The 12,937-nt window shown below is 47.1% G+C and carries 17 protein-coding genes; 6 read left to right on the top strand and 11 right to left on the bottom strand.

Translation table 11 applies throughout. The features are described from left to right. Positions 1-79: 79 nt before the first annotated feature. Together AC23NW_RS35285 and AC23NW_RS35280 are read left to right on the top strand one after the other, a co-directional pair. A complete protein-coding gene (locus AC23NW_RS35285; RefSeq protein ID WP_487455315.1) occupies positions 80-655 on the top strand; it encodes a TraM recognition domain-containing protein in 576 nt (191 codons plus the stop codon). A 116-nt stretch (positions 656-771) separates the two neighbouring features. Continuing rightward, entirely contained in the window at positions 772-1,140 is a 369-nt protein-coding gene (locus AC23NW_RS35280) for a hypothetical protein (protein WP_487455313.1), read from the top strand. Here the strand turns inward: AC23NW_RS35280 and AC23NW_RS35275 are convergent. From AC23NW_RS35275 to AC23NW_RS35250, 6 genes are all read right to left on the bottom strand, one after another. After that, entirely contained in the window at positions 1,137-1,688 is a 552-nt protein-coding gene (locus AC23NW_RS35275; protein WP_487455311.1) for a hypothetical protein, read from the bottom strand. The genes AC23NW_RS35280 and AC23NW_RS35275 overlap by 4 nt on opposite strands. Before the next feature lie 115 nt (positions 1,689-1,803). Beyond that, complete coding sequence (locus tag AC23NW_RS35270; RefSeq protein WP_487455310.1) at positions 1,804-2,955, bottom strand: toprim domain-containing protein; 1,152 nt, start codon at positions 2,953-2,955, stop codon at positions 1,804-1,806. A gap of 513 nt (positions 2,956-3,468) precedes the next feature. Further along, positions 3,469-4,674, bottom strand: coding sequence for a replication protein RepA (locus tag AC23NW_RS35265; protein ID WP_487455308.1), 1,206 nt, complete (start codon positions 4,672-4,674; stop codon positions 3,469-3,471). Between the two features lie 104 nt (positions 4,675-4,778). Beyond that, positions 4,779-5,099, bottom strand: coding sequence for a hypothetical protein (locus AC23NW_RS35260; protein ID WP_487455306.1), 321 nt, complete (start codon positions 5,097-5,099; stop codon positions 4,779-4,781). Between the two features lie 47 nt (positions 5,100-5,146). After that, positions 5,147-5,809 (bottom strand): AAA family ATPase, encoded by a 663-nt coding sequence (locus AC23NW_RS35255; RefSeq protein WP_487455304.1) that lies wholly within the window; start codon positions 5,807-5,809, stop codon positions 5,147-5,149. 100 nt (positions 5,810-5,909) lie between these two features. Continuing rightward, positions 5,910-6,605, bottom strand: coding sequence for a recombinase family protein (locus AC23NW_RS35250; RefSeq protein ID WP_487455302.1), 696 nt, complete (start codon positions 6,603-6,605; stop codon positions 5,910-5,912). 588 nt (positions 6,606-7,193) lie between these two features. Here AC23NW_RS35250 and AC23NW_RS35245 point away from each other — a divergent pair. Both AC23NW_RS35245 and AC23NW_RS35240 read left to right on the top strand, forming a co-directional pair. Then, positions 7,194-7,397, top strand: a complete 204-nt coding sequence (locus tag AC23NW_RS35245; RefSeq protein ID WP_487455300.1) for a hypothetical protein — start codon at positions 7,194-7,196, stop codon at positions 7,395-7,397. Continuing rightward, complete coding sequence (locus AC23NW_RS35240; protein WP_487455298.1) at positions 7,394-7,831, top strand: PIN domain-containing protein; 438 nt, start codon at positions 7,394-7,396, stop codon at positions 7,829-7,831. Before AC23NW_RS35245 ends, AC23NW_RS35240 begins: the two co-directional genes overlap by 4 nt. Positions 7,832-8,555: 724 nt before the next feature. On the opposite strand, the gene AC23NW_RS35235 is transcribed toward AC23NW_RS35240, so the two are convergent. Continuing rightward, positions 8,556-8,966 carry a hypothetical protein gene (locus AC23NW_RS35235; protein WP_487455297.1) on the bottom strand — a complete coding sequence of 137 codons (411 nt, stop codon included), beginning with the start codon at positions 8,964-8,966 and terminating at the stop codon, positions 8,556-8,558. Between the two features lie 36 nt (positions 8,967-9,002). Between AC23NW_RS35235 and AC23NW_RS35230 the strand changes: the two genes are divergently transcribed. Beyond that, positions 9,003-9,269 (top strand): hypothetical protein, encoded by a 267-nt coding sequence (locus AC23NW_RS35230; protein WP_487455295.1) that lies wholly within the window; start codon positions 9,003-9,005, stop codon positions 9,267-9,269. Here the strand turns inward: AC23NW_RS35230 and AC23NW_RS35225 are convergent. The 4 genes from AC23NW_RS35225 to AC23NW_RS35210 form a co-directional block, all read right to left on the bottom strand. After that, positions 9,266-9,718, bottom strand: a complete 453-nt coding sequence (locus tag AC23NW_RS35225) for a response regulator (RefSeq protein ID WP_487455294.1) — start codon at positions 9,716-9,718, stop codon at positions 9,266-9,268. The two genes, AC23NW_RS35230 and AC23NW_RS35225, sit on opposite strands and share 4 nt — an antisense overlap. A gap of 66 nt (positions 9,719-9,784) precedes the next feature. Next, a complete protein-coding gene (locus AC23NW_RS35220; protein ID WP_487455293.1) occupies positions 9,785-10,237 on the bottom strand; it encodes a hypothetical protein in 453 nt (150 codons plus the stop codon). Positions 10,238-10,315: 78 nt separating this feature from the next. Further along, positions 10,316-10,861, bottom strand: coding sequence for a relaxase/mobilization nuclease domain-containing protein (locus AC23NW_RS35215; RefSeq protein ID WP_487455292.1), 546 nt, complete (start codon positions 10,859-10,861; stop codon positions 10,316-10,318). Further along, positions 10,836-11,234 (bottom strand): plasmid mobilization protein, encoded by a 399-nt coding sequence (locus AC23NW_RS35210; protein ID WP_487455291.1) that lies wholly within the window; start codon positions 11,232-11,234, stop codon positions 10,836-10,838. The genes AC23NW_RS35215 and AC23NW_RS35210 overlap by 26 nt, the downstream gene beginning before the upstream one ends. A gap of 386 nt (positions 11,235-11,620) precedes the next feature. Between AC23NW_RS35210 and AC23NW_RS35205 the strand changes: the two genes are divergently transcribed. Further along, on the top strand, positions 11,621-12,874 hold the full coding sequence (locus AC23NW_RS35205; RefSeq protein ID WP_487455290.1) for a type IV secretory system conjugative DNA transfer family protein: 1,254 nt from the start codon (positions 11,621-11,623) through the stop codon (positions 12,872-12,874). The last annotated feature ends 63 nt before the right edge of the window (positions 12,875-12,937 follow it).

The raw sequence follows: 12,937 nt of genomic DNA, 5'->3' as shown, positions 1-12,937 counted from the left end.
GGCCGAACCGGTGCGCCGGAGCGGGTAGATCAAAATTCCTTAGCGTAATTCTTTGTCCCGTTGCTAAAAGAACCCCTTTGTGCAGTCGTTGACGCAGCTGATTGAGATTTACGGCGAGCATGGGGCCAATGCGTTTTTGGCCAATGCCAGGCTAAGGCAGTTTTTCGGGGTCTATGATCTGCACACGCAAAAATATCTGTCGGAATATCTGGGCGATACCACCGTGTTATCCTATTCAACCAGCCATAACAAAACAAGCGGTGGATCGTCCGGCACGTCATCAGGGTCATCGTCCGGATGGTCAAGTGGCGGTTCCAGCTCCGGCAGCAATAGCGGATCATCAAGCGGGGTGAGCTGGTCAACCAGCAAGACCACCAGTGAACAGCCAATGGCCCGGCGGCTGTTGACCGTGGAAGAAATCGGCAAGGAAGAGCGGATTATTACCCTGATTGACCGGTACAAGTTCCCGATACCGCGCCTGCCATATTGGGATAGCATACATCAGGCGCATATTGACGGTCGCGCGCAGTATGTGCCCATTGACCGGCAGGATTGGGAAGCGTTTCATGATGAGCTGGATCAGGTGAAACCGGCGCGAGGTAACCTGAAAGAAGTATTTCTAGGACGTAGCATGACAACAATTAACTCTGCTTAAAAGCAAAGTTTGAAATATTTTATGCCTGTCTTATTTGTTTAATAAAAAAATATACTATCTGTAGTAAATATCTTTTTTATTTTCTTATTTGGTAACTCACCTTAAATATATCCATTATGAATACCAAAGATTTAGCTATGGAGTTGCCACACATTAACGATGTCAAGCCTTATAGCGAGGATGACTATGCAGTTATGGCTGAGATAAGGGAAGTTCTGCACAAACACGGTGCAGAATCTCGCTTTGGTGTTATGTTGCTTCACAATCACTTTCCGATTGCAAAAGATGAAGTGATTGCAGAGTTTGAAGATTTAGAAAATCGGCGATTAATTACAAAACCAGTTAAAGCCACTGAGCTTCAAGAAAAATATGTAGAAACTCAGTGGCGTCTTGACAGTATGGCCTCTTTATTAAGCTGCGTTACGTATTGTCCTAAAGACTCGGATGGAGATCATGTTGGCTCGGTTCATAAAGAAGTATCCTAATCAAAAGACACAATAGAATTTTGATTATCAAAGCCTTTAGGACGAATCACAAAATCAATACTGTGGTCTATGATCCTAAAGGCTTCGCTTATTTCGTTCAGTAGTGAATCGTGCTTGATATCCAGCAGCCTTTGTACTTTCTTCGATTTAGGTATCTGACTAGGTTTTATTTGACGAATATATTCCAGTTGCCAATGGTCCGGTTCAACGTCATTTGCCGTTAATGCCAGCATTCTAGCCAAGTCACTCCGAGTGACATTTTTGTTAAGCATAGCCGTATGTAAAAACATTTTTAACGCCATATAAGCAGGCATCTTAAAATGTTTTTTCCCCATACGTTGTTCTTGTGTAATTGTTTCACAGCTTTGTGGCGTAGGAAACCGCCTACCATGACGAATAATAGCATTTAATTCATCAAGAAGTTTATCCCAAAAGTCATTATCAGCCTCCTGTTCTGTATGCCCAAAACCTCTAATACTTGGGAAGTATTCACTAGTATATGCGTAAATATCCCCTGATTTGTTTATTTCGTAAGAATAAGCAATCATGTCATACCTCCTTGTGACATATATGATATATTCTCAGGTGACAAATCTGTCAAGCTTTCATTTTAATTGCATATAAAATGGACATGTAGCTTATAAAATGTTTTATAAATATTTTCTATATTTTAGGTTTGTAAAGGTCCTGTTTCAGGATCGCAACATTCCGGCGGGCTTCCGCCGTGGCGCTGCTGTCGTAAAATTTCGGCCCTGCCGCTATTCCCTTGAAGCTTCTTGTTAAAGCCGTTTTTGCATGCGGGTCGGCATCCGTCCAAAACTTATTCAGGTCTTTGTAAGGTTCATACCAGTGATTGACGGTGTAAACCTCAAACTCCGCTGTGCCTCCGTTCAATTCCGCGATAAAGGATTGTGTCGCTTTCTCGCCGGAATCGTCGTTATCCTGCCAGACATACCACCTTTTCACATTTTGCAAGTGCGGATGCTCTTTGATGGTTCGGGCCGCTTCGGCCATCATGCTATCCGAGTTTGACACAATCGTAGGATTATGCGGCGTTTCTTCGCCGGTCATCTCCAGTCGCGTTAAAAAATCAAACTGACCGTTAAAAAGATGGCCGGTATCTGCCGTTGGATGCCCTGGATAGGTTGTTACGCCTTTGGCTCCCAGCGAGATTTTAAAATTGCCGTTGCTGGGTGTCCGTATATCCCAACCACCGGCATCATTACGGCTGCCAATCGCATAACGCTCACCACCCAAAGGATCATCGGCAGGGGCGGCATTGTCCCGGTACGTGACAACCTGTAAATGACGGCTGGCCACCTTTAAGCTGATCTGGCGATTTTTCGTAATGTAGTCTAAGGTATTGGGGTGGGTTTTACGCGTTACGGGGGTAGCTTTTACAAACGTGAAGCGATCCCCCGAATAGAATGCCTCACGACTCGGCCTAATTTGCCCGTGGGTGGGCGAAATGGCCTTGGGGGCTACCGAACTACCCGAAAAGTTTTCAAGCCACTTCACGGCCTCGAAAAACGGCATTGCGTTCTTGTCGCCCTGGCCGTGGATCAGGCGCGTTAACTCGATCACGTCACCCCGCCATTCTTCCTTGCAGCCATAATCGACAAAGCTTTGCAGCGGAACGCTGATTTTCAGGCTGGGTTTGTCGTCCTGGCGATAAGGCGCGTGGTAGGTGTATTCCCCTTTGGCCGGATTGGAAAACGCCGGTTGCACCCCGGTGCTCTCAATCACCAGTTTAATATCAACGCTACGTTTAACGCGGTCGATCTTTTCTTTGAATTTGGAAGCTGAAAGGGCCATTTTAAAAAAAAATTCGCCGCTGCGCGGCCAACATTGAGGAAAAAAATAAACGGTGCTTGGTCACATTAACGCTACGCCCCCTATCCTAACAGCAAGTCTTATAAACACAATCATAACTATAAACGTAGTTGCCGGTATAATTTTTTCCCTCAATGTTAGCCCCCCGCAGGGGTCAAAAATTTTTGCTGTGAGCGTAGCGAACTCCGCTTTCTACCACCTGTGAAGTTTTCCACACTTTTTGAGGGCTATATAGGTTTTTTTTATAGGTTATATTATATATAGGATTCTGCCCCCAATATTACGTGCCACTTTGCCCCCAATATTACGTGCCGTTTGCCCCCAATATTACGTAGATAACTTTGTTATGGTAAGACTTATCCACAATACGGAAAGTGAATTTGTGCAACCCTACTATATGGTAACTTATTTGTAAGAATAGGCTTTTTTGCCCCCAATATTACGTATCTATACTTTTACATTTTTTTTAAAATCAAGCGGCTAATAATTAGGCAGTTATGATTTTTTGCCCCCAATATTACGTACTGTTTTAGCTTCTTTGCCGCGTACCTTCGGCAAGGCTCCAAGTTCCTTATCGGTCATGTTTAAGACTTGTTGTTCCGTTGGCGGCTTATAGGCCGTTGCTTCAACTTTGGCTCTGCGGCGGGTTTGTTTGACGGGTTTTGCATCAAGGACAAAACGCGTGCTTTTCCGCTCGATCTGGTTGCGGTTGTAATCAAGGCTGTGGGGTACAGGCGGTTGGGTATATTCCAGCCAGAAACCTGAATAACGACCCGTTTCCTTATGGCCTGATTTGACAATGCAAATTCCTTCGGTCACCGACTGGGCCGCAGTTGGATAGACATGCAGCACCTTTTCCAGGGCAATTCTGAACTTCTCTTTGAATTTATTGATCTTACCATAGCCTTTGCCGTAAATCTCGTAGAGTGATTTCCAATCTACAAAGTCGGGTATTCCCTGTTCGACACGGCATAGGCGATGCGCTAACCATTGGTAAATATCAAGCGTTAGGGTTCCTTCGGTTAAGCGTGACACGGCACGTTCATCTAAGGGCACCGCATAGCGCAACACAAATTCCGTAAATTCAATTGTTGGTTCGACTTTTGATTGCCATAGGTTCAGCTGGTCGGGCGTCTGCGGATACCAAAGATCATGCTTTGAAAACAGTTTTACATCTTCGTAAATCTGGCTGTTTTCCTGTCCAAGCACAAATGTGAATTGCGCCCGTGACATGCGCAACATTTGCTCTTTGACGTTCTTGATGTAGTGTTTGGTAACCGGAAAACCTAGGCGTTTGATAAACGCCGACATACTGTCTTCGATGTTGATAACCCGCGCACCTGTTTCAAGGTATTTTGGTTTGTTTTTAAGGATCTGCGACACCAGATTAATAAACAGCAGTCGGGCCGTAACGCCGTAAGGTAGGCCAATGTCAACCACAGAATTTGTGCGTTGGTCAATGATCGATCCGGCTTGAATCATGAGGTGGTTACGGCCATTTGCCACATGCCAGTTACGCTCGTTTTTAGGGTCTCTCGCTGGCAAGGCAACTTGGCATAGCAAAGCATGCTGATAAACAACCTCGGACGCTACAGGGGCTGATAAGCTAACTTCCTGTAGTGTTTTGACCAATTTTGGTTTTGACGATTTACGCCCCAAAGCCGGTTTATTATTTTCAGCATTTTCACGTATTTTAGCCATAGGATTATTATCAGCCCAAAAACCTGACTGTAAAGGTGTTTTAAAGGGTGGAATGGTGATTTTGACGTTTAAAAAAGCGTCTATGTTGACGTCATATTTAACGTCTAAATAGACGTTAAATATTTCTTTTTCTCACGTTCGATTTTTTCTTGGATAGCTTCAATGACCCAGTCATGTACCGAAATGGTAATTTTACGGTTCCGGCCTGGTCGTTTGTCCCGTAGCTCCTTTATGGTGTCCATCTCGTCGGCCGTCATAACAAGCTTGATGCTTTTGGTTGGTTGATCATTAACAGCAGTCTTTTTGTTCTGGGCCGTGGCGCTACCGCCTTTATTGATGAAGTCCTGTATCTTCTTTTCGGATGCCGTTTTCTTGACCGGATTATTCAGGTTTACCGGTTCTGTTGGTGATTTTGAAATAGCCATATCTCGTCCTTTTTGATGTTTGATTGAACGTTGAAAAAGACGTCTGATTAAGCGTCTATTTTGACGTTTACTTTGTTCATTATCGTGTTGAATAACAATGTTATTTCATTAATGGCTTTTTCGTCTGTCGGCTTTCCTTCTATCACGCCAAAACCACTTGCCGCCGTATTGGCGTAGCTTTTCCGTGCCACGATAGGGCAATCCAGATATTCAATGACTGTGCTTTGCTGCAAGACGTCCGCAGCTTCTCGGTTATCATTGCCTTGGGGATCGGCCCGATTTAGAAATGAAAAGGCTTGAAGGTCTTTCATTGACCGGACTTCTTGGATGATTTTTTCAACATCGTCCATTGTCCATAAATCGTAGCTGCGGGGGCTAAAGGGAATTAAAAGCACGTCTGATACAATCATTGCCGCACGTTGGCTTGTTGTATCCCGCCCCCCCGTATCAATAACGATATGATCAAATTTAGGCTTAAACTTCAGGACTTGATGCCGCACGTTATCGCCAATCAAGATATTGGCCGTATAGGTAATCTCTTCATTGCCATTATTCATGGCCCGCCATTTGGTGAATTTGGCGGCTGTTCCTTGTTCATCCGCGTCAACCAACAAAACGTCGAACCCTTGTTTAGCCAGCCAAATTGTTAGGTTTGTTGCAATGGTAGTTTTTCCGCTACCACCTTTTGTGCCACATACGGTAAAAATCATTGGGTTATCTCCGTTTTATAACGTCTATTTTGACTTCAAATACAACGTTAAATTTGACGTCTTTTCTAGCGTCAAATTTAACGTCTTTTTATCGACAAAGTCAATGGCCGTTTACGGTGCTGCGCTTATAGAGCCGCTGCACCTGTACGGCTTGATAAGCATGGCCTTTGGGCGTTTTAAAGCCTGCTGCATTCAATTGTCTGGCAATCTCCGACCAATTGCAGCCCTGTTCGGCAAGCTGCTGAATCATGGCGCTGGCGGGGCGGCTGTTATCGTTACCGGCTGCTTTGCGCTTGATCGTGGCATGGCCAAGCCGTGCAGCCTCACCCGTGCGGAATGCATCGCTACCGGTACGCCATTGGCCACGGCTTTTGACCTTTTCCCGTAACGCTTCTTTTGTCCGGATGCCGATCAATTCCCGCTCACGGTCGGCAATGGCCATAAACAGGGTCAAGGTGAATTTATCCAAATTGGGAATGTCGCAGCTTTCCAAGCGGCCTTGCAACTGGCGGTAGATTGCCAATGCCTGTTCGGTGTTCCGGCTTAAGCGGTCGATCTTGGCCACCACCAGCACCGCGCTTTTTTGCTTGCACAAGGCGAGGGCCTTTTGCAGCTCCGGCCGGTTGTCGATGTCCTTGCCGCTCTGGATGTCGGTAAACTCGGCGATGATCGGCTTACCGTTATAGAAGTGGTCAATATAGACCCGTTGGGCTTGCAGACCCAAACCGCTGTCGCCCTGGCGCTTGGTGCTGACGCGGTAATAGATCACATAGGCGGGTGAGGGGGCGTTGCTCATGGGCTAAAGGTAGCCCGCTGGGGGTTATTTTACAAACGTAGTATCAGCATCTTACTATTGTAAAACCGCACTTTCTGGCATTTTTCGTATAAAAAGCAAACTGCCTTTAGCAGTTTGCTTTCAAAAAAGAAGTCTTCAAAGGTGAGACAGCTTTTCCACTATAACGTTTATGGTGCTAGCCAGTACAGCTAACGCACCAAATATATTACAAATAAAATATGAATCATATTGGGATCATGTAACACACAAACAGCTTCTGGTTACAATTCAACAAAATTTATCCCGTATGGAAAACGGGATGTTTGATACTAGCCAGATAAAACACACTTTTGCTCATACTTTTCTGGTAGTTAAAGATAGGTCAAAACCAAAAAGCCTGCCCTCATTGGAGGCAGGCTTTTTATCTATTAAATCCACACCATTTACAATGTCCTCGATGGGACACGTAAGTTTTACAAAGAACCATACTGACTGCTTGATTTCCTAATATTGATGGGTGGTTTTCATGCTACCTGTCTTCCCCGGCCGAGCTAAATTGATTGAATCTAACCCATATATATGTTATATTTGATAAAATAGGAGGATGTTATGGTCGTCGAACGTCAAAATAATGAACTCGTCATTCGGGTATCCAGCGCAATGAATATAAGCATTGTTCAAAAGATGCTTGATTATTTCGATGTCATGGATATTGCCTTACAAAACAAGGGAACTGAAGAGCAAGCGGCTGAGCTGGCGCGGGAAGTCAATAAAAAATGGGTTGCAGATAACAAAGATCGCTTTATCCCATGATCGTTGTTATTGATACGAATATTTTATTCAGTGCCTGTATATCAGCTAATGAAAAATTGCTGGAAATCTTGTTTAATCCAACGCTAAGTATTGAGCGCGTTAGCTGCTATTATGCTTTTGCTGAATTATTTAAACATCAGCCACGAATTGTCGAACTCTCGAAACAACCCGCTGACAAAGTCAGCCGGTTACTTCATGTTATCATGAAGCAAATTGAATTCTTCAACGATAACGTTATCGATGATCACCATTTGCAGGAGGCAGACCGGTTGACCTCCGGTGTCGATAAGGATGACGTTACTTTTGTTGCACTTGCCTTACAAAAAGACGCATGGCTGTGGACCGGGGACAAAAAGTTGACCAGCCATCTAAGAGCAATGGGCTTTCAACGCGTTATAGCGACCAACGATTTATTCGATTTGCTTAAACTCTGATTAAGAATGGTTTGCAAATTAAACATTCCTGACCGCATAAGGTATGGATGCCGGAAACCTGGCTTTAGTGAACAAGGTCAACAAGAATTTTGATCCGCGCGGAAGGCCACAGGCCGGGGAAAATTGTTGTTGATGTTGGACACGAGCCAGATAAAACACACTTTTGCCCTATGTGGTGATTAAGATGAGGTTATATAAAACAGCCTGCCTTCAATGAGGGCAGGCTGTTTCTAATCTCGGATCAATGCAAAAATATTACATTTGATGCTGTTAAAGTTGGTACAGTAAGTTTTAAGGTTGTACAAAAAAGCCTGTTTTCATTGAAGACAGGCTTTTTATCGTTCCAAACCATTAGTTCCACTAATTGTAACCATTCACAAAACCTCTCAAAGTTATTATCAGACATGCTATATCGGGCAATAAATCAACTTTTGGTTATATTATTACATTTGATGATATTAGTACATAAATGCGTCAACAATAGTGTATTAGGGATTCTATAAAGCTTGCCCTCAATGGGGGCAAGCTTTATTATAACCATACCATTTATCTTACTAGAGATAGAGGCTTCAAAGATAATAGTCCTATCCCGTAATAATAAGTTGTACAAAAAAGCCTGCCTTCAATGAGGGCAGGCTTTTCGTCTTTCCATACCACTGATCTCAATAAATGAGATCCAAGCTTTACAAAGAACCACACTCACCGCCTGATTTCCTAATAGCGGTCAACTGCGTTCCTGGCGGTTTTCACGCTGCTGGGTTTTCTCCAGCTGGGCCGCGTCCCATTCCCGCATTTTGCGCTCGATGCGCTCCTCTTTGGTTTCGGGGGTCATGCGCTGCATGCTGACCGTCACGTTTTTAGCATAGGCCGTGTCCATGTCTTTGACCTTCGGCTTATCGGCTTCGCGCTGCGGTTCGGCTAAAAAACGTTTCTGCTCCTGGGCGTGGAAACGCCCAAGACTGTCGCGGTCGCGCTCATAGGCTTTTTCCAGCCGTGCCAGTTCGGGGCCGTATTTGGCTTCACCATCAAAATGCCCCTTGATCATCTGCCTGATCGCGTCGCGGTTGTTGCGGAATTCCAAATTGAGCTTGCTAAGCTCTCGATCCTGTCGGGCTAATAACTCTGAATATTGCATTGCATACAGGGTTATGGGTGTGATACACTGTCATTTATGCAATATACCAATGACAATGATAACGAGCTGGACGGATTCCGTTATCCGGCCCGCATTATTGCCAAAGCCGCTGCCCTGGTCGAAAAACATGCGCCCCCAGCGGCACGGCCGCACGGCTCTGCGGGCTGGTGGGTTTACACGAACGCAGTCGCCTTTGCCCTGGGCGATGGCACGTTTCAGACAGATAAAGCGAGACTGGAACGGGCGGCAAAATATCTCAAAGTGTCGCCTCTTGTTTTGTATAATGATGAATTCCCCTTTTAGATATAAGCCAATGGTGGCATAGTCGCTGTCTGATACCAGAACAAACGAATGTTTCGTAACAGATCATGCCATTCTGCCGGTGACGCTGGTTTGACAATATAGGACGATGCCCCTGATTCATAAGCTTGTGTGACATGATCCTGATTATCGCTTTGAGATAATATAATAATTGGAAGTGCCTGCCCTGACTTACGTTGTTTTATCCGCTGAATCAGTGCAAGACCCATAACATTATCGGGAGAAAACACTTCCAGAAATACTAATTTGGGTGTGTACCCGTTCAAGGTATCCAAATAGTCCGTTACATCTTCGTACCTCTGAAGAACGCTACAGGTCGCCTCCGGAAAGCATAACGCAGCCGCATGATGGAAGCTATCAATAACAGTTTGGTCCTTCTCTATCAGGATGATAGAAAATTTACAGTTAAAATGTGTGGCGTATTTTCCCATCACAAAAAATCCGTCTTTACTACAAAAAAACAAAAAACTTCACAGATAAAATCTATAAAAAGTAAATCATCGCTCTAAATCTAACCCTTTATTACGCGGCCGGTCCCGCTCTTTGGCCTGTTGCTCGTCCCATTCGCGCAACCGTTTTTCAATGCGGGCCTGTTTATCCCGTTCGGCCTGGGCCTGGGCTGCTTGCTGATCCAACTGTTTTTGTGCCTGGGCCGCTTCAAAATCCCGCGTGTTAAAGCTGACTGTGACCTTTTGTTGATATGGCTCCTGTGGGCCGTCCTGGCGCCCTGGCGCCGTCTGCGGACCGCTGGGGGCTGTCTGCCGGGCCTGTTGGTCACGCGCCTGCTGGTGGCGCTGGCGGGCCTGCTCGATGCTCGGCAATCTATCCAGCCGGTCACCCAATGTTTGTTTGATCTCTTTCAGCCGGACACCTAATTCACGGGTGGCCCCAAACACATCGCCCCGGCGATCCACCAACACAATCTCGGCTTTGTCGCCTTTCGCAAACATATAGCCTTTGGCCGCTAAAATGTCTTCCAGCTCGGCCGCGTCTTTTGCCCTGGCAAAATCCGCCCGCAGAGCGGCCCGCTATTCCGGTACTTTTTCACCGCGCCGTTTGGCCCGTTGCTGTTCGTCACGGGTGTAACCGTTGCGGCTGGGCTGGCGGTTGGTCAACGCGTGGCCAAACTCTTTTTCCAGTTCAAGGCCAAGTTTGATGCAGCGTTTATAATCGTGCTTGATGTCGATCAGCCTGCACAGATCGGTGTCGGTCAGCTGCCAGACGGCGTGTTTATGGGTGCGCCCGTCTTTGCGGTGGGTGATGATCGCGCATGGCTGGCCGTGCAATTTAAACTCATCTTCGATGGCGTTTAACGCCCGCTCCCATTGTGCCGCTGTCATGTTGTCGGCTTCATCGTCGCGGGGATTGATCGCTGTATGAAACAGGCCGGTTTTGCCCTTGGTCAATTCCGTTGCCCGTTGCATGCTCTGCAAGCTGGCAATCAGATCATCCGGCCGGGCGGTTCCCCGGATCGCTTCGATTTCGACAATTTCGTTTTCGTCGGCCTTTAACAGGTGTTTGCCCAGGATGCCGGCATGCCGGATGCTCTTAATCTTGGTCGCCTTGATAATCATCGTCGTTGGCCGGCAAAAAGCGTTCTACCAGTTTATGGGCATCGGCAATCAGCGCTTTCAGCTGGTCACATTCGGCACGGGTCAGAAATCCGGCCGTGTTCGCCTTCGCGGCGATCTGGTTCACATTGCCGCCGATGCGATTTAGGGCGGTTTCCACCTTAATCAATAGCACACGCTCCGGTGTGCGCTGCCGGACCTTGCGCAACGGCCGGGCCTCGATGCTGGTCGCCCTGACATAGTCGGGGATGCTCAACCCGGCGCGGGCCGCACGTCCGGTGAGTGCGTCCCATTCAAGGTCGTGCAACCGCACACGCAAGACGTGTTCACGCTGGCGTTTGTTGCTCTTCTTAACAGGCGTAGGCTGTGATTCCATAAGCGATAGCGGGGGAAAGGAAGGGGGTTCCACAGGGGGAAAACGGACCAGGCGCAGCCGGTTTGGTTTCCCCCTTGGCAAGGTGACGGTGCTACCGTCCATACCTTGCATCCTGTCTTACGACAGGATCGGCCAACGCGCAATATTACCGCTACGGTGTAAATTTTCCAAAACATACCAATATGTAATGTTTTCATATTAGATTTGCTGTTCAGGTGCATATAAAGCAAGTATTTTAGTCACAGCCTCGATCAATACGCCTGTCTGCATTAGACAGGCGTTGTTTTTTATAACAGTGAGAAAAGAAAAAAGGGTGTTTTTCCCGTACCGGATGCCCTGCAAAATCACCATATTGCCCGCGCCGTACCTAACCTTTTTTCCACACCATGCGGGGATTTGTTGTTTTTATCTTTTTCCTGATCGGCGCTTTTGCCGGTTTTTTTATCTCGTCCGTCTCATTTGGTCAAAGCAGCGGCAACGCCTTTATGTCGGCCCTGATCGGCGGGGTGCTGGTCGCCTTTATCGTTTCCAGGCTCGATAACGACCAAAGCCCCTTACCGGCAAAACCAGCTGCGCCCCGGACTTATCCGCCAATGCCGGTATGGCCCTATAACCCCTTGAACAGCCACGGGAGCGCCAATTGGGATAACCCGACCTGGATTGACCCGCTCTTTAACCAGAATGTCACAGAGCCGGAATGCGGCTATTTTCTGGGCTATACTTATCGGCTCTCTATGCTGGTGCATGGCGTCACCATTGCCGGATCAGGCCAGGGCAAGGGGGTGTGCCTGATTTTACCCAATTTGTTGTCAAAGCCCAATTGTTCGTGGTTCGTCATGGACCCAAAGGGCGAAATCGCCCTCATTACGGCCGGATGGCAACAGCAATGCGGCCAACGGGTGGTGCTGCTCGATCCGTGGCAGGAACAAAAACGCCTGAACGCCACACATGGCATTGAGCCGGTCGGGTTCAACCCGCTGGGCTTTGTTCGCGGCAACATGGACGAATTGCCCGAAAGCTGCGCCGTCATTGCGGAAATGCTTGTTCCGGACAATCCACACGCCAAAGACAGCTATTGGGAGAGCCGCGCCCGATCCCTGATTAAAACCTATCTGCTGCACATGATTACGGCCAGGCCGGAAAGCGAACAGCATCTTGGCACCCTGTATCAATGGTTGCGCCTGCCGGTACGTGACCGGCAAAGGCTGTGGTTTGAAATGGAGGAAAACGAAGAATGTGACGGGTTGGTAAAGTTCGGGATAGGAGAATTTATCGGATTGAGTAATGACACCGGCCCGCTGCCGTCGATCATGTCCACCGCCCAGGACAACACATCGTTTCTGGAAAGCACACCGCTGCGGGCGGCACTGGCCAATGATGAGTTTGACCCGTATAGCCTGACCGACGGCAAAACCACCGTTTATCTATGTCTGCCGGAACGTTTTTTAGACAGTCATGCGCGGTGGCTGCGGCTGGTGGTGGGTGTCTGTCTGAAAGCGTGTAATTTCCGGCCGGACAAAAGGGTGAATTTCATCTTTGATGAATTTGCCATTCTCGATAAAATGAAAAACGTGCAGCGGGCGTTTGCCTTTGCCCGTGGCCAGAATATCAGTATTTGGGTATTTGTGGGGTTCTTTTAGCAACGGGACAAAGAATTACGCTAAGGAATTATGGCCTTAACGGACGCAATCCGTTAGTCATAA

The sequence above is a fragment of the Arsenicibacter sp. R0_47 genome, from assembly GCF_057652235.1.
This window is presented reverse-complemented; position numbering and strand designations above follow the sequence as displayed.